We start from the raw sequence: 24,428 nt of genomic DNA, 5'->3' as shown, positions 1-24,428 counted from the left end.
GCTGCGGTCCGCGGCCCGGGGCAGTGGCCGCCAACCTTCAGGATATGGCCCTTAACGCGTTGTCTCGCCTCGAATTAGGCCAAGCTTGCACGGGCGTCGTCCAGCACATCCGACGCAACCCTGCCAGAATCCAGGCGCGCCCAGCCGATGCTCCCCAGATCGTAGGATTCCTGCCGTTCCACCACCTCGGCGGTGGCGTCGGAGGCATCGTTGCGACGATTGGTCACACGCTCCACCCGCTCCGTCAGCGGTGCCTCCAGCCAGATGCCGTCGAAGCGGACCCCAGCCCCGGCGGCGACCGCCGCGATCCGGTTGCGCTCGTCGGGCCGGGCGCTGACCGCATCGACCACCACGGCCTGACCGGCGGCCAGCACCGCCGCGGCCCGCCGGTAAAGCTCGCCATAGACCCGCTCCGTCATGGCCGGGCCATAACCCTCGGCCGGCAGCCGGTCGCTGTCGGCCACCCCGCACAGCCGCTTGCGCAGCACGTCGCTGCGCAGGACCACAGCACCGGGCGGCGGTCCCAACTCCGGCGCGATCTCCTGGGCCAGCCGCGTCTTGCCGCTGCCGGACAGCCCGCCGACCGCGACCAGCCGCGCCGGCACCGGGTCGAGCACGGCAAGCGCCTGCTCCAGATAACGCCGCGCCTCCCCGGCCAAAGCCTCGTCCGCCGCCCCCTCCAGCCGCAATGCCGCGGCCGACACCTTGGCCCGCACCGCCGCCCGCAGCGACAGGAACAGCGGCAGCGCCGCCAGCCCGGCGTAATCGCCCGTCTCTTCCAGATAGCGGTTCAGCACGGCATTGCCCAACGGCCGCAGTCCGCGGTGATCCAGGTCCATCAACAGGAAGGCGAGATCGTAGAAGACGTCAGCCACCGCCAGCGCCTCGTCGAACTCGATGGCGTCGAACAGGGTCGGCTCGCCGTCCAGCAGGACGATGTTGCGCAGATGCAGGTCGCCATGCCCATGGCGGACGAATCCCGCCCGCCGCCGTTCCTCCAGCACCGGGGCCAGCCGGTCGAGCGCATCGCCGGTGCGCTCCGCCAGCAGGTCCACGACAGTTGCGGGGAACAGATCCGGAGCGGCCCGCAGATCCGCGACGTTGCCGTCGGCCACCTCCCGCATCGCCTCCACCCCACCGCCATCCGGCCGGGGAGCGGCCTCGCGGTGGAAGGCGGCGATCCGCTCGGCCAGACGGCGCATCAGGGCGGGGGTCAGCGCCCGCCGCTCCGCCATGCGGTCGAACAGCGCCTCGTCCGGAAAGCGCGCCATCGACACCAGCCAGTCGACGGCTTCGCCTGCACCCCCGCTCTCGTCCAGCCGCAGCCGGCCATCCTCCCCGCGACGGACGGCGACCAAGCCGCGGTAGAGCGCCGGCGCGGTGCGACGGTTGATCGCCAGCTCCTCGGCGCAGGCGGCGTGGCGCTTCCCGACCGTCGAGTAATCGAGATAGGGATAGCGCACCGCCCGCTTCAGCTTCAGCGCCCTGTCCCCCGCCAGGAACACCGATGCCGCATGGGTGTCGATCCGCTCGACTGCCAGCCCGCCATGGGTGTGCGGATCGCCGAGAAAGGCGATCACCTCCTCTTGCTGCCCGGCGGCGGAACACCGGCCGGCAGACGGTTCGGCGGGATGCGCGGTCATGACCATAGAATAACAGAGCATGATCCTGCCCCGCTCCTGCTTTCATGGTTGAAACGCAGATGGCGATGACGACATCCTAGGGGTAGTGCCGATACACCATGGGTCAGTTGCCACGCCCCTTCGTTATAGTGGCCGGACCTCATGGTCCGACCCGATTTGCCGTGAATAGGGCCATGGGGAGGGGGTGCCCGTGAAACGCCTGCGCAGCAGCCACCAGAGGAACCGCCTGCCGGCCGTCCTGACCGCCAGTCTGCTCGGGCTCGCCCTGACAGGGGGCGGGGTTGCGCGGGCGGAGTCGATCGACGCCGACGGCCGGTTCGGCAACTGGGCGCTGGGCGGCCTCGCCTACAGCCTGCAGCCTCCGCCGGAAAGCAACCTCACCGTCCTGAACAGCAAGGTGCGGATCGGGACTTCGCTGGTCCCGCAGATCGAACCCTATGTCAACATCCAACCCTGGATCGGACCGGCCACCGGCAGCAGCCTGACCCCGCGCAGCGCCGTGACCAGTCTTTCCGGCAACCTTTCCGGGGGCTTGAGCGGCGGCGTGCTGGTCGATGTGCCGCTCGGCTCCTTCGTCTTCACCCCCAGCGTCGGCGCTGGCACCCTGCCCACCGCCCGGCGCGAAGGCGCCCCCACCACCGAATTCCGCTCGCAGCTGGAATTGGGTTATGAGTTCGACAACAAGTCGCGCTTCAGCCTGGGCTACAGCCGCATCGTCAACGACGCCGCGGCGGGCGATCCGGCGGCCGGCACCAACAATGTCTTCGGCTTTTACTATCGCCTGCCTTTCGGCGGCCCGTGACCGCCCGAAAAAGGCCGGGACATCGTGCCGCGGCGTCCGGTGCGATGAAAGCGCGCGCAACGGTAGCGTCTTAACCGCATTTTAAACATGGTTGGCTCAAGTGGACGCGGACCGAACGCTCCCTGGGGAACCCACCATGGCCACCAAGCGCAAGACCGCTTCCTCCGCCGCTCCCGCAACCGCTCCTGCCGCTGCCGCCGTGCCGGTGTTCGAGGCTCCGGTGGAAAGCTGGGCCGACACCATCCTGCGCACCAACTTCGCGTCGGTGGAACAGGACAGCATCGTCCTGTTGCAGGCGGCCGGCGCTCTTCTGGAGTCGGACTCGCCGGACAAGGTGACCGTCACGCTGGACCAGAACCTGAAGCTGTGGATCGCCATCAAGACGGTCCTGCTGAACAGCGACTGCCCGGTGGAGCCGGAGGTGAAGGCCAACCTGCGCAATCTGGCGCAGTATGTCGTGTCCACCACCATGCTGGCGACCCAGGGCGCCATCGAGACGGCCAAGCTGGTCTCGCTCGCCCGCCTGAACATGAACATCGCCGAGGGGCTGCTGAGCGGCCACCGCAACCGCATGATCCAGGAACGCGCCTATCAGATCTGGGAGGAGGACGGCCGTCCCGAAGGCCGCGAGCAGGAGCACTGGCTGCGCGCCGAGGCGGAGGTCTCCGGCCTGTTCAAGGCCCAGTCCTGACGGACAACTGAAGCGGGTTTACGCAACACCGCCATTCCCCACCGGCATGACCGCCCGCGTCGCGACACCGTGACGCGGGCGGCAACGCTTGGTAGGCTCGGCGCACCGTGACAGTCCCGCCTCACTCCACCCCACCCACACACAAGCGCGTCGACGACACACCCCGCGGCATCGCCGCGATGCTGATGTCGGTGCTGTTCTTCTCGCTGATGAATGTCCTGGCGAAGCTCCTGATGGACCGCTTCCCGGTGACCGAAGTCATGTTCTTCCGCAGCCTGTTCGCGCTGATCCCGGTCTGCCTGTCGATCCATCTCGGCACCGGCTTCGCCACCACGCTGCGCACCCGCTATCCCTGGGGCCATATGGGGCGGTCGCTGATCGGGCTGACCACCATGGTCGCCATGTTCTGGTCCTTCCATCTGCTGCCGCTGGGCGACGCCATCGCGCTGAACTTCGCAGCCCCCCTGTTCCTCACCGCCCTGTCGGTGCCGCTGCTGAGCGAGAAGGTCGGCATCCATCGCTGGAGCGCCGTTCTGGTCGGCTTCGCCGGCGTGCTGATCATCGTGCGGCCGAGCGGCGACGTGCTGAACCTGGGCGCCATCATCGCGCTGTGCGGCGCGCTGACCAACGCGCTGGCGATGATCGCCATCCGCCAGCTGAGCCGGACGGAGCGGCCGGACACCATCGTCTTCTACTTCACCCTGCTGACCACCGTCCTGCTCGGGCTGTCGCTGCCCTTCTCCTGGGTCACGCCGGACCCGATGGATTGGCTTCTGCTGCTGATGACCGGCCTGTTCGGCGGCTGCGGCCAGCTGATGCTGACCCGCGCCTATTCGCTGGCCCCGGCGGCCGTGGTGGCGCCGCTGAACTACACGTCACTGCTGCTTGCGGTCATATTCGGCTGGTTCATGTGGGGCGAGGTGCCGACCGCGACCATGGCCGCCGGAGCCGCGGTGGTGATGGCGAGCGGCCTCTACATCCTGCACCGCGAAACCCGGCGCCGCACCACCGTGACCAAGCCGCTGCCGGCCGGCGACGGCGACTGAGCGCAGTCAAACCTCGAAATTTCGGCTGGTCGTCTCGCGTCATAGTTTCGCCATCCCGCGATGATGGGCTGTACCATCGATTTGAGGTGAACGAACCGGCGGGCAAAAACCGCCGGCGGCGCCTATATGATTGGTTCGCGAGAAGCATCGCCGGTCCGCGGCAGTCGACCCGCCGGACCGGCTGCCTTACGGCGCGAAGGGGGCGGCATGAAGCAGAACGAGCGGCGCGGCGAGGCCGGGGTTGAGAGGGCCGGATCCGAGCGGAGCCGGGCCGCGGACCCGGCGGATGGCGTGACGGAGCCCCGGTTCCGCCTTGCCCAGGCGCGCGCGGCGCTGCTGTGGGAACGGCTGGGGCCGGCCTTGTGGGCGCCGCTGTCGGTGCTGGGCGGCTTCCTGGCGCTCGCCCTGCTCAACCTGCCGATCCTGCTGCCGGGCTGGCTGCACGGTCTGGCCCTGCTGGTGCTGGCCGCCGCCTTCCTGTGGTCGCTCACCGTCGGAATCCGGCGTTTCCGCGCCCCGGTCGAGGATGAGGCCCGCCGCCGGCTGGAGCGCGACAGCGGCCTTTCCCACCGTCCGCTGCACACCCTGCGCGACCGCCCCGCCGGCAACGACCCGACCGCACAGGCGCTGTGGCGCCTGCATCAGGAACGCACGCGCGCCGCCATGCGCGGACTGCGCGTGGCGTGGCCGGGAACCGAAGTGCCGTCGCACGACCGCTATGCCCTGCGCGCCCTAGTGATCCTGACGCTGGTGGTCGCCGGAGCCGCCGCCTGGGGCGACTGGCGCCCGCGGATCGCCGCCGCACTGACCCCGCAATTCTCCGGCGGCACCGCCACCGCGGCGGCGACGCTGGATCTCTGGATCAACCCGCCCGACTACACCGGCCTGCCGCCGGTCTTCCTGAAATCCGGCTCCGCTGCGAAGCCCGCCACCCAGCCAGGAGCCCAGCCGGCAGCCCAGCACACCGCCGCCAATCATCCTGCCGGCACCCCTGCCGCGGACCAGCCGGTCCACATCCCGCAGGGCAGCCTGGTGCTGGCCCGCGTCACCGGCGGCAGCGGCACCCCCAGCCTGGAGGCCGGCGACCAGACCGGCCCGTTCGAAGCGGTGGATTCCAGCAATTTCCAGGTGCAGAAGCCGGTGACCGGCGGCACCCGCATCGCCGTCACCCAGGGCGGGCGGACGCTGGGCTCCTGGCCGATCCAGGTGGTGCCCGACCGCGCGCCGATCATCGCCCACGCCAGCCCGCCCGCTGCCGGCGAACGCGGCGCGTTGAAGCTGGACTATGCCGCCCGCGACGATTACGGCCTGACCGAGGTGAAGGCGCAAATCCGCCTCGCCCCGGAGACTCCGCCCGCCCCGGCTCCCGGCGCGGCGAAGCCCGATGCGGCGCCCAAGCCGGACAAGGCCGGCACCGAGCAGGTGCTTGAGTTCCCGCTGTCGCTCCCCGGCGTCCGCCCGAAGGACGCGCGCGGCACCGCCTTCCAGGACCTGACCGCCCATCCCTGGGCCGGCATGCCGGTGACGGTGCGGCTGACCGCGACCGACGGCGCCGGCCAGACCGGCCGTTCGGAGGATGCGGCGATCATACTGCCGGAGCGCACCTTCAACCATCCGGTCGCCCGCGCCATCGTCAACCAGCGCAAGATCCTGACCCGCAGCCCGCAGGAGTCGCGCGTCCAGGTCGCCCGCGCGCTGGCGGAGATCTCCGCCCGGCCCGACAGCTACGGCAACGACATCGTCGCCTTCCTGTCCCTGCGCACCGCCCTGGCCCGGCTGATGCTGGACCAGAGCGCGGAGGCCGTGCCCGCCCTCCAGCAGCTTCTGTGGGAAACCGCGCTGCGCATCGAGGACGGCGGCCTGTCGCTGGCCGAGAAGGACCTGCGCGACGCCGAAAAGCGGCTGTCCGAAGCTCTCGACAAGAACGCCTCCGACGAGGAGCTGAACCGCCTGATGGACGAGCTGCAGGCGGCGCTCGACAAGTTCATGGACGCCATGGAACAGCGGATGCTGGAAGCCATGCAGCGCGGCGAGCAGATTCCGATGGTCCCGCCGGAGATGGCGGACAAGATGACCGACCGCAACGACCTCCAGCAGATGCTCGACCGCATGCGCGAGATGGCGCAGACGGGGTCGCGTGACGCCGCCCGGCAGATGCTGTCCCAGCTTCAGCAGATGCTGGAGAACATGCGCTCCGGCGCCATGGCCCAGATGAACCAGCAGAACGGCCAGCAGCAGCAGAACCAGGCCTGGGAGATGATGCAGCAGTTGCAGAAGCTGGCGCAGCAGCAGCAGCAGCTCCTCGACCAGAGCTTCCGCCAGTCGCAGGAGTCGATGGACCCGCAGGGGCAGCAGGGCGACCAGCCCCGCGGCCGCCAGCCCAACCAGCGCCGGAACCAGCAGGGCCAGCAGCAGCAGAATTCGGGAAGCCCGACCATGCAGAAGCAGGCCGAGCAGCAGGAGGCGCTGCGGCGCCAGCTTGGTGAGCTGATGCGGCGCATGGGCGAACAGCAGGGCGGCGAGATCCCGCAACCGCTGGGCCGCGCCGAACGCGCCATGCGCGACGCCGCCCAGGCCTTGCAGCAGGGTGCCCCCGGTGCCGCGGTTCCGTCGCAGACCGAGGCGATGGAACAGCTTCAGCAGGGCATGCAGGGGATGGCCGAACAGATGGCCCAGCAGATGATGGGCCAGGGCGGGCCGGCGATGATGGGCCAGCAGGGCCAGATGCCCCGCCAGGGCCGGGGCCGCGACCCGCTCGGCCGCCGCCCGTCCGGCTACGGCATGCAGGATTCCAACGACGTGAAGATTCCGGAGCAGTCGGAACTCCAGCGCGCCCGTGAAATCCTCGACGAACTGCGCCGCCGCTCCGGCCAGTACGGCCGCCCGCAGGAGGAGCGCAACTACATCGACCGGCTGCTGAAGCAGTTCTGACGGCCCGCTTCCGGCGGCTTAGGCACAAAAAACGGGACCGGCACTGGCCGGTCCCGCTCGACGGATACCTTCACGCTGTCCTGCCCGTCATTCCTTCGGACGGTCGTCGTCCGGATTGTGGTTGGCGGCGTGGTCCTGCATCTGTTCGGTCTGAACGGCCTTGCTGTCCAGGCCGCGGGCATCGGAATGACGGGACTTGTCGCGGTTCGACAGCACCATGTTGTCACCGATGGCGCCGGCCGGCAGGTCGGTGGTGGCCCCGGTGCCGGTGCCCTTGCCCTGCCCGCTCGGGCTCATGTGCTTCTTGCTGGCGTTCGCCATCGCGTGTTCTCCATCGGTTGGCCACCCCGGACCGCCGGGAAATGGACTCCCGGCGGCTGGCGGCTGGGTTTCAGGAAATCGCTACCGGATCACTGCTGGTTCGGCTGCGGGGTGCGCGGCTGGGTGCTGTCCAGGCTGTTGGCGGTGCCATGCGCCGCGTCGCCGCCGGCCGCGCCCGTGTTGTGGCCGGTGGCGTTGTGGTCGGCGCTGCTGCCGCTGCTGGTGCCGTGGCGCTTGCCCAGCGAGACGGTGGTGTCGTCGTACTTGAACTCCGCCATCTGCTTGACCTGATCCTCGGTCACCTGCCGGGCGACGAAGCGGTTGCCGTCGGAACGCAGCAGGTTGTAGTCCAGTGCCACATGCTTGGCGCCGATGCCCAGCACGCCGCCGCGGTTCAGGATCACCTGGGTGGCCTTGCCGGTCTGGCCGTCGAGGATGATGTCGGCGACGTCCCCCAGCTTCTTGCCGTTCTCGCCATAGACATCCTTGCCCATCATCTTCTCGAAGCTGGTGCTCTGCTGGGCGGTACCGCCGGCAGCGGATGCGACTCCCGGGCGCATGTCGCGGACGTGGCGCAGATGCTGTTCCAGCGTCGGCAAGGTCTGCTCGGCGAAGCGCCGCAGATCGGCGTCCTTGCCGTTCTCCGCCTGCTGGCGGAACAGGGTGACGGCGGTCTGGTGGGCGTCCGTCTGGCCCTGGAGATAGGCGGAATCGAACTGGTCGCCCTTCAGGCCGCGCAGCTTGTCCAGCTTCTGCTGGTGTTCGGAATCGAGCTTTGTCGGCAGCGTCATCGACTTCTGCTGAGCCATGGTCTTCATGGCGACGGAGGTCTTGGTGTGGTCGGACACCATCTGGCTGCCGAACTGCTTGACGCCCTGTTCCTTCGCCTGATCCTGCGCCAGCTTGCCCGCCTGGATTTCGAACATGTCGCTGATCGCCGCCTTTTCGGCGAAGGTCATGTCCTGCTGAGCCAACTGGCCCTTCTCGGTCACGGTCTTGGCCGGTGCCGGCGTCTGGGCCAGCGCAGGCGCCGAGACCAGAAGCATGGCGGCGGTCGCGAGAAGATGGTGGCGTTTCATGGCGGCGGCTCCTCGAATTGCATTGTGACTTGCAAGGTTTCCGGTGCCGGGCGGCCAAACATGCGGCCGGGCCGAAGCACCCCTCTTCACCTTCTCAACCGTTGGGCGCGGCGGTCGTTCCCTCCCGGTCGAGGGCCGTCCGGTTCGTCCGGGGTGCCGCACTTTTGCAGCCTCCGGGCCAAGGGGGACGCGCCGGGGGTATATCCGAATGAGTGCTCGGTCTAGGCCACGCGTCCGGGGCAAGAAGGGGGGCTTATGACCCCGGTATGCACATGTCCCCAGTACGGAGGCCCGCTTGCTTCGTGACGCCCGCCATGTCCTGAACGGCACGCACATCGACTGCGATCTGTGCGTGATCGGTGGCGGTGCCGCCGGCCTGACCATCGCGCGCGAACTGGCGGGCGGCAGCTTGAGCGTCGTCCTGCTGGAAGGAGGCGGGCTGGAGGTCGACGGCATTTCCCAGGCGCTGTACGCCGGCCGCAACGTCGGCCTGCCCTATGAGCGGCTGACCACCGCGCGCAGCCGCTATCTCGGCGGCAGCACCAATTGCTGGGGCGGCTTCTCCCGCCCGCTGGAGCGGACCGACTTCGCCGAGCGCCCCTGGATCCCCGGCAGCGGCTGGCCGATCCCGCGCGACACGATGATGCCCTATTACGAGCGCTCGCACAGCGTGCTCGGCCTCGGCCCCTTCGAGTACGACAACGACTACTGGATGGAACAGGTCCGCGGGCCGAAGACCGAACTGATTCCGGTGGAGAACGAGGACGGCAGCGCCAGCGCCTTCGAGAACCGCGTCGCCCAGCTCAGCCCGCCGATCCGCATGGGCGAGGCCTATCGCGCCGAGATCGGGCGGGCCGCCAACATCACCGCCTTCCTGAACGCCAACGTCACCGGGCTGGACACCAACCATTCGGCAACGGCGGTGGAGCGGGTGCAGGTCCGCACCCTGGACGGCCCCGGCTTCACCGTCGGCGCCCGGCTGTTCGTGCTGGGCTGCGGCGGCATCGAGAATGCGCGCATCCTGCTGCTGTCCAACAAGGTGCAGGCGGCGGGCCTGGGCAACGGCAACGATCTGGTCGGCCGCTATTTCGCCGATCACCCGCGCTTCAAGACCTCGCCGATCCGCCTGACCCGGCAGGGTCATCACCGCACGCTCTACGACGTCAGCCTGTGCCTCGCCCGGCGGCGGTTGCGCCGGCCGCACCCGTCGATCGCGCTGGCCCTGTCGCCGACCGAGGATCTCCAGGAACGGCACGCGCTGCCCAACTCCCGCACATATCTGGTCGCCTCCTACCATTCGGCAGCGCTGGACGCCTTCAAGGCGATGCGCGACCTGCGGCTCCTGCCGTCGCGCCACCGCTGCCGCCGCTTCGGCGTGTCGGAGGATGAGGCGGCGAGCCTGCTGCGCAACGCCGGCCCGCGCATCCTGCGCAGCATGCCACAGCTGGCCCATGCGCTGTTCGACAGCACCATCGATCCGGGCTGGCTGCCCCGCCGCTTCACCCTGGAAACGGTGCTGGAGCCTGTGCCCAACCCGGAAAGCCGGGTGACGCTGGACCACGCCACCGACCCGTTCGGCCGCAACCTGCCCAAGGTGGACTGGCGCCTGACCGCCCAGGACCGCTGGGGCGCCAGCGAAACCCAGCGCCTGCTGCGCGAGGACCTGCTGCGCCGCGGCCTGATCACGGTGGAGGACGCGGAGAACAAGGCCGAAGCGACGATGGCCGATGTCGGCTGGTGCTGGCACCATATGGGCACCACCCGCATGCATGACTCACCGCGCCACGGCGTGGTCGATTCCGATGGGCGCGTCCATGGCGTGGGCAACCTCTACATCGCCGGCAGCTCCGTCTTCCCGACCATGGGCGCCGACCACCCGACCATGACCATCGTGGCGCTGGCCCTGCGCATGACCGACCGCGTCCTGGCCCTGTTGCAGGACGAACGCGGCAGCCCGCCCGCACCCGCGGTGGCCGCCTCGCTTTGAGCGGGGCGGCAGCGTCCTATATTCTTCTCCCTTGCGGAGAGAATGCGATTGCCATGGACCTGTTCGACGACATTCCGGCCCCGCCCCTGACCCTTGCCCCGCCGGGATTGCCGCCCCCCGCCGGGCCGCTGCCGGACATCGTGGCGCCGGGGCTCGACTGCCTGTTCGTCGGCTTCAATCCCGGCCTGCGATCCGGCGTGCTCGGCCATCACTATGCCGGGCGCGGCAACCAGTTCTGGCGCCTGCTGCATGAGGCCGGGCTGACGCCGCGCCTCTACCGGCCGGAGGAGGACGTCACCCTGCCGGCCATCGGCCTCGGCTCCACCAACCTCGTCGCCCGCGCCACCGCCAGCGCCGCAGAACTGTCGCGGGCGGAACTGCGCGGCGGCGTGCCGCGGCTGGCGCGGATCGTCGGTTTCGTCCGGCCGCAGGTGCTGGCCTATACCGGCAAGGGCGTCTATCTGGCGGCGACCGGCCTGCCAGACGCGCCCTGGGGCGTGCAGGAACGCAGCCTGTTCGACGGCGTCGCCGACGTGGTGGTGCCGTCGCCGAGCGGCCTCGCCCGCCTGCCCTTCGAGGACAAGCTGCGCTGGTTCCGCGAGGTTCGGGCGGAGATCGACCGACGGCGGCTTGCCTGAACCCATATCAGCGACGGGGATGTCGCCTCCGCTGCAATTCCTGGGAAGGCGGTAGGGATTGTTGTCCGGACGGAGAATGCCGGCCGGTCAGGGCGGGACGCGGGGGGCACTCCCCCTGCTCCGGCATTTCGCCGGGAAAGGCCGGGCGGGCCGATGCCGGCTTGGGCCATGCTGTGCCCCGCATGACCGCGACCGCCCGAACCCGTCCCATTGACCAACAGCCACCGCAGACCGACAGGATCGCCCTGCGGCTGCGCCGCCGCCATTGGGCAATCCTGGCGCTGGCCGTCCTGCTGCTGGGAGGCGTTCTGCGGGCGGCCTGCTATCTCACGGTGTTGACGCCTGCGACCGCTGCGGCAGATCTCTGGAAAGACCCTTGGGGGCCGCGGCTTCCCGCGTTTCCCTTGACGGACGCCCAATCCTGGCAGGTCGCCCGGCTTCTGCATCTCGATGCGCCCCACAAAAAAGGGCCGGCGGAGACTCCCGTCCCCACCGGCCCTGTGCCGCTGGATCCCGCGGTGAAGCTGCTGGTCGACCATGGCTGGCCTGCCCATCGCTCCAAGTCGATCCCGGTCGAGACGATCCCGGCCGCCGCGCGGACGGCCGGGATCGTCGCAGTCTCGGACAAAGCCTCGCCTTAGCTGACGATGCCGCCCCGGCTGAAGGGCAGCGTCTGCAAGGGCTGGCCGGTCACCGAGAAGACGGCGTTCGCCACCGCCGGTGCCACGGTCGGGACGCCCGGCTCGCCGGCGCCGGTCGGCCGCTCGTGCGACGGCACGATGTGGACCTCCACCACCGGCATGTCCGACATCCGCAGCGGCAGATAGCTGTCGAAGTTGGCCTGATCCACCACGCCGTCGGTCATGGTGATCTCGCCGCGCAGCGCATGGCCGATGCCCCAGCCGGCACCGCCCTCCATCTGGGCCTTGACGATGTCCGGGTTGACAACCTCGCCGCAATCGACGGCGACGACGATCCGGTCCACCTTGATCTGGCCCTTGGCATCGACCGTCACATCGGCGACATGGGCGACATAGGTGTTGAAGCTCTCATGCACGGCGACGCCGCGGCCCTTGCCCTGCGCAAGAGGCTGGCCCCAGCCGGCCTTCTCGGCCGCCAGCTTCAGCACGCCGGCCAGACGCGGATGGTCCTTCAGCATCTCCATACGGAAGGCCACCGGATCCTTGCCGGCCGCCTTGGCGAGGCGGTCGATCATCACCTCCTTGGCATAAGCCGTGTGGGTGTGCCCGACCGAGCGCCACCACAGGGTGGTGACCGGCGAGGCGACGGTGTGGGCATCGACCGCGAGGTTCGCCACCGGATAGGCCATGTCCGAGGCGCCCTCGACCATCGTCGCGTCGACGCCGTCCTTGACCATCACCGCCTCGAACGGCGTGCCGGCCATGAAGCTCTGGCCGACGATGCGCTGCTTCCAGCCGACGAGCGCACCCTTGGCGTCGACCGCCGCGGTGATCCTGTGCAGGAACAGCGGGCGGTAGCGGCCGCCCTTGATGTCGTCCTCGCGCGTCCAGACCAGATGCACCGGGGCCTTGGGATAGGCCTTGGCGATCATCACCGCCTCGGCGATGTAGTCGGCGTTGGTGGTGGCGCGCCGGCCGAAGCTGCCGCCGGCCCACTGGGTCTCGATCTTCACCTGCTCCGGCTTGCAGCCCAGGATGTGGGCGGCGGTCATCTGCTCGACCGTCTGGAACTGCGATCCGGCCCAGATGGTGCAGCCACCCTCCGGGTTCAGCGCGACCACCGCGTTCAGCGGCTCCATCGGCGCATGGGCGAGATAGGGGAAGACGAACTCGCCGTCCACCGCATGGCCGCCCGTGGCCTTGGCGTCGGCGATGGCCTTGTCGGCATCGCCCTTGTTCGCCGCGACCGACCCCGGCTTCTCCGCCGCCTTGCGGTAGTCGGCCAGCATGGCATCGGTGCCGCGGGTCTCGGCCTTGGCGTCGTCCCAGGCGACCGTCAGCGCCTCGCGGCCCTTCATGGCGGCCCATGTGTTCCTGGCGATCACCGCCACGCCGACCGGCAGGCTGATCACCTCGATGACGCCCGGCACCTTGCGGGCGGCGGCATCGTCGACGCTCTTCACCGTGCCGCCGAAGCGCGGGCTGCGGGCCAGCACCGCCGTCACCTGACCGGGGCGGCGGATGTCCATCGAGAAGATGGCAGTGCCGTTGGTCTTGCTGATGTGGTCCAGCCGGTGCAGGTCCGGCTTGCCGATCAGCACATAGTCCTTCTGCTCCTTCAGCTTGACCTGCTGCGGCACCGGCAGCTTCGCCGCCTCCTCCGCCAGTTCGCCGAACGTGGCGCTGCGGTTGCTGGCGGCATGGCGGACCACGCCCTTCGACACCGTCACCTCGCCGGCCGGAACCTTCCAGCGGGCGGATGCCGCGGCGACCAGCATGGCGCGGGCGGCGGCGCCGGCCATGCGCAGCTCGTCCCAGCTGTTGGCGACGGCGGTCGAGCCGCCGGTGCCCTGGATGCCGAAGAAATGATTGGCGTACAGCTTGGCATCGGCCGGAGCGAAGGCGCCGCGCACCTGGGCCCAATCGGCGTCAAGCTCCTCGGCCGCGATGGTGGCGATGCCGGTGACGATGCCCTGGCCCTTGTCCAGATGCTTGGCCAGCACGGTGACCGTGTTGTCCGGCGCCACGATGATGAAGGCGTGCGGACGCGGGTCGGCCGGGCCGATGATCTTCGGCGCGGCCTCGGCGGCGAAGGCCGGCATCGGCAGATGCGCGCCGACCACCAGCACGCCGGCGCCGGCGCCGATGGCCTTCAGGAAACCACGGCGCGACGGGGCGTGCAGCGGGCCGGGAGCGGGAGCGAAACCGGAGTCCGGAAACCCATGCTGGGCGGCCTGACGGATCAGATGATGCAGCATGGATCAGGCCCTCATCGTCTGGGCGGCATCCTTGATCGCCGCGCGGATGCGGACATAGGTGGCGCAGCGGCAGACATTGCCGTCCATCGCCGCGTCGATGTCCTGGTCGGTCGGGTTCTGGTTGTCGGTCAGCAGCGCGACGGCGCTCATGATCTGGCCCGACTGGCAATAGCCGCACTGGACGACGTCCAGCTTCTGCCACGCCGCCTGGACGGCCTGGGCGGCCTTGCCCTTCACGCCCTCGATGGTCGTGATCTTGCTGTCCGGCGTCAGCATGCCGACCGGGGTCTGGCAGGCGCGGGTCGGCGTGCCGTCGACATGGACGGTGCAGGCGCCGCACTGGGCGATGCCGCAGCCGAACTTGGTACCGGTCATGTTCAGCTCGTCCCGCAGAACCCACAGGAGCGGCATGTCCTCGGGAACGTCGACCTGACGCTCCTCGCCGTTGACGTTGATGCGAACCATGGCTCTTGCCTCTTTCTCCCTGAACGGAACCGCCGGCCTGCCCTGACGATTTGCGGAAGGACGACGACAGGTCCGCTGCCCGGTTGTGGGCGTTGGCTACGGAATATGGTTTTTTGATTGATGGCTGTTGGATCAGCGCTGGCTAGACAGAATACACCGTCCAGTGCACAATGAACTAGGATGGTTTGGCTCATATCGTCATGAAAGCAATTCATAACCCGGCGCTCGACCTCAACCTGATCAAGGTGTTCGATGCGCTGCTGGAGACCCGCAACGTTTCCCGCGCGGCCGATGCGCTGGGCGTCAGCCAGTCGGCGGTCAGCCACGCGCTGGGCCGGCTGCGCACCCTGGTGGGCGACCCGCTGTTCGTGCGCACCGGCAACCGGATGGAACCGACGCCGCGCGCCCAGCGTCTGGCCGAACCCCTGCGCGACCTGCTGGTGGGTGCGACCCGCGCCCTGTCGGCGGAGGAGGATTTCGATCCCCAGCGGGAGGAGCGCAACTTCACCATCTCCACCCCGGATTCGATGCAGGCGGTGCTGCTGACCGGCATCCTGCGCGACGCGGCGGAGGGCGACCTGCGCGTCTCGGTCTCCCTGCTCAGCCTCGACCCCGACGCCATGCTGAACGCGCTGGACGACGGCACGCTGGACCTCGCCATCGGCTATCTGCCGGAGACGCGGCGCTGGCACGACCGGCAGGTGCTGTACCATGAAACCCATGTCTGCCTGTTCAACCCGGCCCTCGTCCCGGTCACTCCGCCGATCGGCCTGGAGGACTACACCCGCTATCCGCATCTGATGCCGTCGCTGCGCGGCGGGCTGACCAGCTTCATCGACGACGAGCTGACGGCGCTCGGCACCCGGCGGCGGGTCGCCGCCTCGACCACGCAGTTCCTGGCGATCCCGATGATCCTGACCCAGGCGCCGATGCTGACCTCGCTGCCCGCCCGGCTGGCCCGGCTGTGCGCCGACGCGCTCGGCCTCGCCACCAGCCCGCTGCCCTTCGACATCGGCGACTATGAAGTGTCGATGATCTGGCACCGCCGCAACAGCGGTTCCCCCTCGCATGGCTGGCTGCGCCAACGCATGAGCGAAGAGGCGGCGAAGCTCTGACATGGAAAAGGGCGCCCGTTTCCGAGCGCCCCCAACGAAGATATTGCGCTGTTCGCAGAACTCGACGGCAGTGGCCGCGGTCCGGTTCGTTCAGTCGAAATCCGTCGGCAGCCCCGGATCCCGCCAGTGCTGGAACAGGCGTGTGATCTGAAATGGCAGCACCCGGCCGACGGAGAGTTCCGCTTCCGGCACCTCCTCCTGCGCAAAGAACGCCGCGGCGCCCGTTTCATGCCCATCCCCGCGTGCGCGTTCCACAGGGCTCGCCGGGACGCAGATGAAGAACATCTTGTAGATGTGGAAGGGATAAGGCGGCTGGTGGGCATGGCGGGCACGGTCATAGACACAGGCCAGCTTACGTACCCGGACCTCGATCCCAGCCTCCTCCAGAACCTCGCGAGCGACGCACTCGCCCGGCGTCTGGTTGACGTCGGCCCAGCCGCCGGGCAAGGTCCAGCGACCGCCATCCGCCAGTTCACGCACCAGAAGGATGCGCCCGGCCTGATCGAACACCGCCCCACGAACATCCACCTTGGGCGTGGCGTAGCCGGACTGCTCCGCGAAGAGCGCTTCGATCCGGGCCGGATCACCGCCCGACCGCGCTGCCATCATCTCCGCGGCCAGGAGGCGCAGATCTTCGTACCGCTCGCGGTCATAGACATCCCTGGTGAAGGCGAGGCCGGACTGCGCCAGCGCTTGAATGCGCCGGGCCCAAACCAACCAATCCGGTTCCATGTCGCACTCCCTGAAAGCCTGAGCGGAACGGCTCTGATGACGATGGGCATCACCGGCCCCATGCGCAATTGCACCATTTGCCATCGGCTTCAGGAACTACAGCTCGCCTCACAAGGATATCGACGGCATTTGCTCGCGCCGTCCGCTCAGTCCGCGGTGACGGAACGGATCTCGTCCTGGCTGAAGCGCTGCTGCTCCTCCATCACCATCTGCGACAGCTCGCGCTTCAGGCGGTTGAACTCCGGGGTGGAGCCGTCGCGCGGGCGCGGCATGTCGACGAGGACGTCGCGCTTGATGGTGCCCGGCCGGTAGGTCATCACGATGATGCGGTCGGCCAGATAGATGCTCTCCTCGATGGAGTGGGTGACGAACAGGATGGTCTTGCCGACCTCCTCCCAGATGCGCAGCAGCTCGTCCTGAAGCGTGCGGCGGGTCAGGGCGTCTAGCGCGCCGAACGGCTCGTCCATCAGCAGGATCGGGCTGTCGAGCGCCAGCACGCGGGCGATGGCCACGCGCTGGCGCATGCCGCCCGACAGATCCTTCGGAAAGCGGTTGCGGAAGTCCTGCAAATGCAGCTTCTGCAGCAGCCACTCCACCCGCTCGGCGATCTCCGGCTTGGACATCCCCTTGATCTCCAGGCCGAAGGCGACGTTCTGCGCCACCGTCATCCAGGGGAACAGGGCATATTCCTGGAACACCATGCCGCGGTCCGGACCGGGCTCGGTGATGATGCGGCCATCGACGGTGACGGTCCCCGTCGTCGGCGGCTGGAACCCGGCGACCGCGTTCAACAGCGTGGACTTGCCACAGCCCGAGGGCCCCAGCAGGCAGACGAACTCGCCCTTGCGGATGTCGAGGTCGATGTTCTGCAAGGCGACGATCTTCTGCGCCCCGACGGCGAAGGTCTTCTCCACCCCGCGCACCTGGATCTGCACAGGCGCCGCGTCGGCGACCGGCATGGTGTCGGCAACGGTCTTCAGCATGGGCGTCATCTCCATTCCCTCCCGGTCTGTCTTCTCTGGATCAGTTCTCAAGCCCGCGGTGCCAGCGCAGCAGGTGGTTGTTCAGGCGGTTCATGCCGATGTCGATGGCGAGGCCCAGCAGGCCGATGGTGAACATCCCGGCGATGATCTTGTCGGACCACATGAACTCGCGCGCTTCCAGGATGCGGAAGCCGAGGCCGGAGTTGACGGCGATCATCTCCGACACGATCACGACGATGAAGGCGGTGCCGATGCCGATCCGGGCGCCGGCCAGAATGTAGGGGGTGGCGGCCGGCAGGATGACGCGGACGAACATGGTCAGCTTGCCGGCGCCCAGGTTGCGGGCGGCGCGCAGATAGATGCCGTCGACATGGCGCACCCCGGCGATGGTGTTCATCAGCACCGGGAAGAAGGCGCCGATGGCGATCAGGAACACGGCCGGCGCGTTGCCCAGCCCGAACCACAGGATCGCCAGCGGGATGTAGGCGATGGGCGGGATCGGCCGCAGCACCTGCATCAGCGGGTCGAACAGCGCATAAATGCGCGGGTTGCCGCCCATGGCGAGGCCCAGCGGAAGCGCCAGCCCGGCGCCGACGGCGAAGCCCAGCACCACGCGGTACAGGCTGGACCAGGCGTCGAACAGCATCTCGCCCGACAGCGCCCACAGGATCCAGCTGGACTGCGCCGGATCGTAGGCCTCGGTCGGCAGCAGATAGGCCCACCAGCGCACGACCACCTGCACCGGCGACGGCAGCACCACCGGGTTGATCAGGCCGGACGTGGACAGGATCTGCCACAGCGCGATCACCAGGACCGGCACCAGGGAGCCGCGCAGCAGGGCCGCGGGCGAGAAACGGGGGGTGGCTTGGGACATGGAACGTCCTCCTTCCGCTGGGTGGGGCTCAGTTCGCCTTCACGGTGCCGGTGGCGGTGCCGGCGTCATTCGCGGCGGCTTTGGTCGCCTTCGCCTTTTCCAGCAGGTCCAGCTTGACCCAGTCGGCGGCCTTCGGCGGGTTGTCCATGCGGCCGACGCCGAACTTCTGCATCATGTCGGTCGTGACCTGGACGTGATGGGCCGACAGGTCGTAGCTGTAGGGCGAGTTGCCGATCGCATCCTTGAAGTCCTGGCTCGAGATCTGGCCCTTGAACATCTGTTCGCGGACATACTTCTCGGCCAGATCGGGGTTGGCGATGAAGGTCGCCGTCGCCTCGACGAAGCAGTTGACCAGACGCTGGGCGACGTCGGGCTTCTTCTTGTAGAAGTCCTCGGTGATGACCAGAGACCGCACCGGCTCGCCCAGTTCGGTGTCGTAGGGCTTCACCACCTCGACGCCGAAGCCCTTGTTGATGGCCTGGCTCGACTGCGGCTCGGACTGCGACATGGCGTCGATGCTGCCGGCCAGCAGGGCCTGATTCATGTCGGCGTAGGCCATGTAGACGATCTGCACGTCCTTGCCGGAACGGTCCGACCAGCTCAAGCCATGCTTCGCCAGCTCGGCCAGCAGGATCAACTCCTGCGCGCCGCCGCGCGGGGTGGCGACCTTCTTGCCCTTCAGGTCGGCGACACTCTTGATGCCGGCATCCGGCTTGGCGACGATGCGCGCGCCGCCCTTGGCAAAGCCGGCTACCGCATAGATCGGCACGCCCGACGCACGGCCGGCGATGGCGGCGTCCACCGCGCTGGCGGCCACGTCGATCTCGCCGGCGACGATGGCCGGCAGGATATCGATGCCCTTGGGGAAGACCCGCTCCTCGATCTTCAGGTCGTACTTGCCGGCGATCTCCTTCATGTAGGAGACCGCGCCGTAATGGGCGAATTTCAGGTTGCCGAGTCGGACCAGATCGGCGGCCGAGGCACCCTGGGCGGCGAGTGCCGCGGCAGCGAAGGCGGTGGCGGCGAGCAGAGTCTTCCGGAGCATCGTGTCTCTCCCATGGGGCTTGATCCGCGACCCGTCGCCGCGGTTGGCCTGGAAGAGAGCAAGGGGCGTGCCATTGTCAGTTCGTCGCGCAAACAGTTGAAAAGCCTGGACCCGGCTTTCGGCGCCATGGCCCGCATCGGCGAAAATCCGCCGATGGCGTTGCACAGGCAGGCGGATTTCCGCCGATACCCGTCCCTGCGGCAGGTCGCCGCGCCGGGCGAAAGCCGCCGTTGCCCCTTACGACAAGTCATCGCAGCGCAACGAAAAACCGTGTAGAAGATGCTGCATCTGCGAACCAACGCACGCGCTTAACCGATTAGGGACAAGAAACATGGCCGAGAGCATGGGGATCGAAACGATCGGCGTCATCGGCGCCGGACAGATGGGCAACGGCATCGCCCAGGTCTGCGCCGTCGCCGGCCTGACGGTGGTCATGACCGACATCTCCGAAGAGGCGGTGCAGCGCGGCCTGTCGACCGTCGGCGGCAGCCTGGACCGTCTGGTCAAGAAGGAGAAGATGACCGCCGCCGACCGCGAGGCCGCCGTCGCGCGCATCACCGCCACCACCGACAAGTCGAAGCTGGCAGCGTGCGATCTGGTGATCGAGGCCGCGACCGAGAATGAAGACCTCAAGGTCAAGATCCTGAAGGATCTCTGCGCCACCCTGAAGCCGGAGGCGCTGGTCGCCACCAACACCTCGTCGATCTCCATCACCAAGCTGGCGACGGCCACCGACCGTCCGGACCGCTTCATCGGCCTGCACTTCTTCAATCCGGTGCCGCTGATGGCGCTCTTGGAGATCATCCGCGGCATCCAGACCAGCGACGACACCCACGCCAAGGCGATGGCCTTCGCCAAGCGCGTCGGCAAGTCGCCAATCACCGCCAAGAACAGCCCCGGCTTCGCCGTCAACCGCATCCTCTGCCCGATGATCAACGAGGCGATCTTCGCGCTTCAGGAAGGCATCGCCACCGCCGAGGACATCGACGCCGGCATGAAGGCGGGCTGCAACCACCCGATCGGCCCGTTGGCGCTCGCCGACCTGATCGGTCTCGACACCATGCTGTCGGTGATGGAGGTCTTCTATGAAGGCTTCAACGATCCGAAGTACCGCCCGGCCCCGCTGCTGAAGGAGATGGTCGACGCCGGCTATCTCGGCCGCAAGACCGGCCGCGGCTTCTACGACTACAGCAAGTAACCGCTGCGGCGAGGGAGGGCCCCGGCGCCCTCCCCGCCAAATCCGGCCAAGCCGGGAAGCGGGTGCGCAGAACCGTCAAAAGCGGTTCGGAAGGAGCAATCACCCGGCCGGGCATCCCCATAGGATCGGTGCAGTCCAGCGCCATCACGGAGATGCCCCATGACGGCCCGCCTTCGCGCGGCGGCGGTCGCCCTTTTGCTGTGGACCGGTCCGGCCTGTGCCGCCGATCCGCCACCGCTGACCAACACCCGCTTTGACGAGGATTACCGTTACCTGCTCTCACCCGGGGCAGGGACCGGCGCCTCTTGGGAGCGGTTCAAGGCCATCCCGGTCACGCCGGACGGTTTCGCCTCGCTCTCCACCGGGCTGGAGCTGCGCCTGCGCGGCGAGGCAATCCGCAACAGCGGCTGGGGCCAGGACGAGCCGCGCAGCGACGCCTATGGGCTTTGGCGCGCCCTGCCCTACGCCGACCTGCGTGTGGGGGAGAGCCTGCGCCTGTTCGGCCAGCTGATCATGGCCGACGCGGTGGGCAAGCTGGACCCGCTGGCGCCGCCCGATGCCGACCGCATCGACCTGATGCAGGGCTTCGCCGACCTGAACGTCCCGCTGGGCGAGGCCCAGGGCACACTGCGCGTCGGGCGCCAGATGCTGGCCTATGGCTCGGAGCGGCTGATCTCCATCCGCTACGGCGCCAACGTCCCGCGCGCCTTCGACGCGGTGAAGGGGATCGTCACCGCCGGCCCCTGGCGGATCGACGCCTTCTACGGCCGTCCGATCCAGCCGACGCCGGAGCTGTTCGACGATGGCCGCGACGCCCGCCGCACCGCCTGGGGGCTCTACGCCACCCGGCCGCTCGATTTCGGATGGGGCGGCAGCGCGGGGCTGGACGCCTATTACATCGGCTATCGCAACCGCCGCGCCGGCTTCGACGCCGGCAGGGCGAACGAACTGCGGCATACGGTTGGCCTGCGCAGCTTCGGCAAGGCCGACGGCTGGGACTGGAACTGGGAAGCGATGGGCCAGTTCGGCCGTTTCGGCAGCGGGTCGATCCGGGCCTGGTCGCTCGCCACCGACAGCGGCTATCGCTTCACGGAGTTGCCGCTGCAACCCCGGCTCGGCCTGAAGGCCAACATCGCCAGCGGCGACAGCAACCCGCGCGACGGCCGGCTAGAGACCTTCAACCCGCTGTTCCCGCGCGCCAAGTATTTCGGCGAGCTGACGCCCATCGGCCCGTTCAACCTGATGAACCTGCATCCGTCGCTGGACCTCGCTTTGTCCGACGAATTCAGCCTGTCGGCCTCCGCCATCGCCTTCTGGCGGGAAAGCCTGGACGACGGCGTCTACGACCTGACCGGCGGACTGCTGCGCTCCGGTGTGGCATCGAAGGCGCGCTATGTCGGCACCCAGGGCGAACTGGTGCTGTCCTACAGCTCCGGCCGTTCCTTCGAGGGGCTGATCTCCTACTCTCTGTTCCAGCCGGGTTCCTTCCTGAAGGACAGCGGCCCGGCCAAGACCATCCACTTCGCCGGGATGGAGGCGGTCTTCAAATTCTAGGATCAGTCTGGTGCTTCCTGAAGCACCAGACTGATCCTAGGCTTTTGGGCTTCCGTGTGATTCACGCTTCAAGCGATTCCGCTTGAAGCGATCACACTCTAAAGCGCAAGCCTTGCAGCCGGACGGCGGTCTCATACGTTCAGACAATCGGGGCTTTCGACAAGCCCCGTACGAACCAACGGCGGATGCGGGAAGCGGTGGAACGGAGACTTCAGGACAGACGCCGGACCAAGCCATCCCTGCGCAAGGGGCGGCTTCTGCATGTTCGCTCCGGCCTGTCGGCGGAAAAGACCCTGCTGCTGCGCGTCGGCATCGTCGCCGCCCTGATCGCGCTGGTCATCGCGGTGTTCTGGTTCGACCGCGACGGGCTGAAGGACCAGATCGACGGCCACATCAGCTTTCCCGACATCCTCTACTTCGCCATGATCACGGTGACCACCGTCGGCTATGGCGACATCGTGCCGGTCAGCCACACCGCCCGGCTGATCGACGCCTTCGCCGTCACGCCGATCCGCATCTTCATCTGGTTCATCTTTCTCGGCACCGCCTATGAGCTGGTGGTGCAGAGGATCGTGGAGGAATTCCGGTTGAGCCGCATTCAGAAGCAGCTGCAGGGCCACATCGTGCTGTGCGGCTTCGGGCACAGCGGCTTCATCGCCGCGCAGGAGACCGTCTCGAAAGGCCACCCCGCCGACCACATCGTCGTCATCGACGAGTCGGAGGACCGCATCCAGCTGGCGGCCGACTGCGGCTTCATCGGCCTGCTCGGCGACGGCACCAGCGAGGAGACGCTGAAGAATGCCTGTGTCGGCAAGGCGAAGGCGGTGATCGTCAGCACCGGGCGCGACGACACCACCATCCTGGTGATCCTGACCGTGCGCCACCTGTCCGCCGCCACCAAGATCGTGGCGAACATCAAGCAGGAGGAGAACATCAAGCTCGCCAACCTCAGCGGCGCCGATCTGGTGGTGTCGCCGCCCAAGATCGGCGGCTACCTGATGGCCGACGCGGTGGAGACGCGCTACGCCACCCCCTTCCTGTGCGACCTGATGTCGGCCGGCGGGCAGATGGTGCTCAGCGAACGGCGGGCGGAGCCGGACGAGGTCGGCCTGACCATGGCGGAGGTCACCGTCGGCATGGTGGTGCAGGTCCACAGCCACGGCCGCGACATCCCCTTCACCGAACGCAACCGCTACATCATCCAGCCGCAGGACACCCTGCTGATCATCAGCCCGCCGGCCGAGGGGAGCCAATCCAACTAGGATCGGCCCCCATCGCCTCACCCCTTGTAATGCCGCCCGAAGCGGTTGTTCAGGAAGGCATCCAGCGGCACCTGTTCCTGCCGGATGAAGCCGGCCTGCGGGATGGATCCTTCGCGCAGCAGGTCCAGCACGGCGCAGATGCCGGCGGCGGTGGTGACCTGGATGGCGCTCCAGGTGCGGCCGGCAATCGGCTTGCTGTAGATCTTGGTGGCGAAGGTCTCCTGCCGCAACTCGCCGTCCTGCATGCCGGTGGCGGTCGCCAGCACCAGAACCACGTCCTGCAGGGTCAACGGCACCGCGGTCTCCAGCACGTCCTTCAGCAGGTGGCGCCGCTCGCCCAGCCGCAGGTCGCGGATCAGCAGGCGGACGATGTCGCGGTGGCCGGGATAGCGCACGGTCTTGTAGTCGAGGTTCCGCACCTTGCCGGCCAACGTCTCGCACAGCGACCCCAGCCCGCCCGAGGTGTTGAAGGCCTCGTAATCGACGCCGTCCAGCGCGAAGCGCTCGTCGCCCTCCAGCGGCATCACCTCGTGCGGACGGCCGTCGATGATGGCCTCGCACGGGTTGCAATACTCGTTGATCAGCCCGTCGGTGCTCCAGGTCAGATTGTATTTCAGGGCGTTGGTCGGGTATTGCGGCAGGGCGCCGACCCTGAGATGCAGGTTGTGAAGCTCGTCGAAGCGGCGGGCGAGATCATGGCCGACGATGGAGATGAAGCCCGGCGCCAGACCGCATTGCGGGATCAGTGCCGTGTTGGCGGTCTCCGCCAGCATCTTCACCTTGCGGGTGGCGGCGACATCCTCGGTCAGGTCGAGATAATGGGCGCCGGCCGCGACGGCGGCGGTGGCGATGGCCGGGGTCAGGGTGAAGGGGCAGGCGCTCAACACCGCCTGCTGGCCTGCCATGGCGGCGCGCAGGGACGCCGGATCCTCGACATCGACGCGTGTCACCCGCAGCCCGGCCTGTTCGGCGCGGTACAGCAGCGCCTCGTCCCGGTCACCGATGGTGACGGCGAAATCGCCGGTCTCCGACAGCAGCGTGCCGATCATCGAGCCGATCTTGCCCGCACCCAGAACCAGAACCTTCATCGTTGCCATGGTCTCCCGCTCCTCTGTTCAGCCGTGTCCCGTGTTGGCGAGCCATGCCGATGGTTTGGCCCGCAC

General features: G+C 68.3%; 22 protein-coding genes. 12 read left to right on the top strand and 10 right to left on the bottom strand.

All coding sequences use genetic code 11. From position 1 onward, the window contains the following. Positions 1–74 precede the first annotated feature (74 nt). Positions 75–1,643, bottom strand: coding sequence for an AAA family ATPase (locus ABNQ39_RS30640; protein ID WP_376965726.1), 1,569 nt, complete (start codon positions 1,641–1,643; stop codon positions 75–77). Between the two features lie 190 nt (positions 1,644–1,833). Between ABNQ39_RS30640 and ABNQ39_RS30635 the strand changes: the two genes are divergently transcribed. The 4 genes from ABNQ39_RS30635 (at position 1,834) to ABNQ39_RS30620 (ending at position 7,113) form a co-directional block, all read left to right on the top strand. Continuing rightward, the gene (locus tag ABNQ39_RS30635; RefSeq protein WP_376965328.1) at positions 1,834–2,445 is read left to right on the top strand and encodes a hypothetical protein; all 612 of its coding nucleotides are present in this window, start codon (positions 1,834–1,836) and stop codon (positions 2,443–2,445) included. Between the two features lie 136 nt (positions 2,446–2,581). Next, positions 2,582–3,136: a DUF2934 domain-containing protein gene (locus ABNQ39_RS30630; protein ID WP_376965326.1), complete on the top strand. Its 555-nt coding sequence runs from the start codon at positions 2,582–2,584 to the stop codon at positions 3,134–3,136. Positions 3,137–3,243: 107 nt separating this feature from the next. Next, on the top strand, positions 3,244–4,182 hold the full coding sequence (locus ABNQ39_RS30625) for a DMT family transporter (RefSeq protein WP_376965324.1): 939 nt from the start codon (positions 3,244–3,246) through the stop codon (positions 4,180–4,182). Positions 4,183–4,389: 207 nt separating this feature from the next. After that, positions 4,390–7,113: a TIGR02302 family protein gene (locus ABNQ39_RS30620; RefSeq protein ID WP_376965322.1), complete on the top strand. Its 2,724-nt coding sequence runs from the start codon at positions 4,390–4,392 to the stop codon at positions 7,111–7,113. Between the two features lie 87 nt (positions 7,114–7,200). Here the strand turns inward: ABNQ39_RS30620 and ABNQ39_RS30615 are convergent, their stop codons facing one another. Next, positions 7,201–7,434, bottom strand: coding sequence for a hypothetical protein (locus ABNQ39_RS30615; RefSeq protein WP_376965320.1), 234 nt, complete (start codon positions 7,432–7,434; stop codon positions 7,201–7,203). An 89-nt stretch (positions 7,435–7,523) separates the two neighbouring features. After that, positions 7,524–8,513: a DUF4142 domain-containing protein gene (locus ABNQ39_RS30610; RefSeq protein ID WP_376965318.1), complete on the bottom strand. Its 990-nt coding sequence runs from the start codon at positions 8,511–8,513 to the stop codon at positions 7,524–7,526. A 295-nt stretch (positions 8,514–8,808) separates the two neighbouring features. Between ABNQ39_RS30610 and ABNQ39_RS30605 the strand changes: the two genes are divergently transcribed. The 3 genes from ABNQ39_RS30605 (at position 8,809) to ABNQ39_RS30595 (ending at position 11,779) form a co-directional block, all read left to right on the top strand. Beyond that, positions 8,809–10,500, top strand: coding sequence for an FAD-dependent oxidoreductase (locus tag ABNQ39_RS30605; RefSeq protein ID WP_376965316.1), 1,692 nt, complete (start codon positions 8,809–8,811; stop codon positions 10,498–10,500). 53 nt (positions 10,501–10,553) lie between these two features. Further along, positions 10,554–11,138 (top strand): mismatch-specific DNA-glycosylase, encoded by a 585-nt coding sequence (locus ABNQ39_RS30600; protein WP_376965314.1) that lies wholly within the window; start codon positions 10,554–10,556, stop codon positions 11,136–11,138. A gap of 182 nt (positions 11,139–11,320) precedes the next feature. Next, entirely contained in the window at positions 11,321–11,779 is a 459-nt protein-coding gene (locus ABNQ39_RS30595) for a hypothetical protein (protein ID WP_376965312.1), read from the top strand. On the opposite strand, the gene ABNQ39_RS30590 is transcribed toward ABNQ39_RS30595, so the two are convergent. Together ABNQ39_RS30590 and ABNQ39_RS30585 are read right to left on the bottom strand one after the other, a co-directional pair. Continuing rightward, positions 11,776–14,037, bottom strand: coding sequence for a xanthine dehydrogenase family protein molybdopterin-binding subunit (locus ABNQ39_RS30590; protein ID WP_376965310.1), 2,262 nt, complete (start codon positions 14,035–14,037; stop codon positions 11,776–11,778). The two genes, ABNQ39_RS30595 and ABNQ39_RS30590, sit on opposite strands and share 4 nt — an antisense overlap. Positions 14,038–14,040: 3 nt before the next feature. Next, positions 14,041–14,502 carry a (2Fe-2S)-binding protein gene (locus tag ABNQ39_RS30585; protein ID WP_109448342.1) on the bottom strand — a complete coding sequence of 154 codons (462 nt, stop codon included), beginning with the start codon at positions 14,500–14,502 and terminating at the stop codon, positions 14,041–14,043. A gap of 200 nt (positions 14,503–14,702) precedes the next feature. On the opposite strand from ABNQ39_RS30585, the gene ABNQ39_RS30580 reads away from it, so the two are divergent. Then, positions 14,703–15,617: a LysR family transcriptional regulator gene (locus ABNQ39_RS30580; RefSeq protein WP_376965308.1), complete on the top strand. Its 915-nt coding sequence runs from the start codon at positions 14,703–14,705 to the stop codon at positions 15,615–15,617. A 90-nt stretch (positions 15,618–15,707) separates the two neighbouring features. On the opposite strand, the gene ABNQ39_RS30575 is transcribed toward ABNQ39_RS30580, so the two are convergent. The 4 genes from ABNQ39_RS30575 to ABNQ39_RS30560 form a co-directional block, all read right to left on the bottom strand. Continuing rightward, positions 15,708–16,349, bottom strand: a complete 642-nt coding sequence (locus tag ABNQ39_RS30575; RefSeq protein WP_376965307.1) for an NUDIX hydrolase — start codon at positions 16,347–16,349, stop codon at positions 15,708–15,710. A gap of 146 nt (positions 16,350–16,495) precedes the next feature. Next, the gene (locus ABNQ39_RS30570) at positions 16,496–17,332 is read right to left on the bottom strand and encodes an ABC transporter ATP-binding protein (RefSeq protein ID WP_376965305.1); all 837 of its coding nucleotides are present in this window, start codon (positions 17,330–17,332) and stop codon (positions 16,496–16,498) included. Between the two features lie 40 nt (positions 17,333–17,372). Next, a complete protein-coding gene (locus tag ABNQ39_RS30565; RefSeq protein WP_376965303.1) occupies positions 17,373–18,206 on the bottom strand; it encodes an ABC transporter permease in 834 nt (277 codons plus the stop codon). A gap of 28 nt (positions 18,207–18,234) precedes the next feature. Further along, the gene (locus ABNQ39_RS30560; protein WP_376965301.1) at positions 18,235–19,251 is read right to left on the bottom strand and encodes an ABC transporter substrate-binding protein; all 1,017 of its coding nucleotides are present in this window, start codon (positions 19,249–19,251) and stop codon (positions 18,235–18,237) included. A gap of 12 nt (positions 19,252–19,263) precedes the next feature. On the opposite strand from ABNQ39_RS30560, the gene ABNQ39_RS30555 reads away from it, so the two are divergent. The 4 genes from ABNQ39_RS30555 (at position 19,264) to ABNQ39_RS30540 (ending at position 23,265) form a co-directional block, all read left to right on the top strand. After that, a complete protein-coding gene (locus ABNQ39_RS30555; RefSeq protein ID WP_376965299.1) occupies positions 19,264–19,527 on the top strand; it encodes a hypothetical protein in 264 nt (87 codons plus the stop codon). Positions 19,528–19,582: 55 nt separating this feature from the next. Beyond that, positions 19,583–20,449: a 3-hydroxybutyryl-CoA dehydrogenase gene (locus ABNQ39_RS30550; RefSeq protein WP_199235306.1), complete on the top strand. Its 867-nt coding sequence runs from the start codon at positions 19,583–19,585 to the stop codon at positions 20,447–20,449. Between the two features lie 159 nt (positions 20,450–20,608). Further along, a complete protein-coding gene (locus ABNQ39_RS30545) occupies positions 20,609–22,003 on the top strand; it encodes an alginate export family protein (RefSeq protein WP_376965297.1) in 1,395 nt (464 codons plus the stop codon). Positions 22,004–22,200: 197 nt separating this feature from the next. Next, the gene (locus ABNQ39_RS30540) at positions 22,201–23,265 is read left to right on the top strand and encodes a potassium channel family protein (protein WP_376965295.1); all 1,065 of its coding nucleotides are present in this window, start codon (positions 22,201–22,203) and stop codon (positions 23,263–23,265) included. Between the two features lie 17 nt (positions 23,266–23,282). Here the strand turns inward: ABNQ39_RS30540 and ABNQ39_RS30535 are convergent, their stop codons facing one another. Beyond that, positions 23,283–24,362 (bottom strand): saccharopine dehydrogenase family protein, encoded by a 1,080-nt coding sequence (locus ABNQ39_RS30535; RefSeq protein WP_376965293.1) that lies wholly within the window; start codon positions 24,360–24,362, stop codon positions 23,283–23,285. Positions 24,363–24,428 lie beyond the last annotated feature (66 nt).

The organism is Azospirillum sp. A26, assembly GCF_042604635.1.
Taxonomy (GTDB): Bacteria; Pseudomonadota; Alphaproteobacteria; order Azospirillales; family Azospirillaceae; genus Azospirillum; species Azospirillum palustre.
Note: the sequence above shows the minus strand (reverse complement) of the source record. Positions and strands in the feature narration are given on the sequence as shown.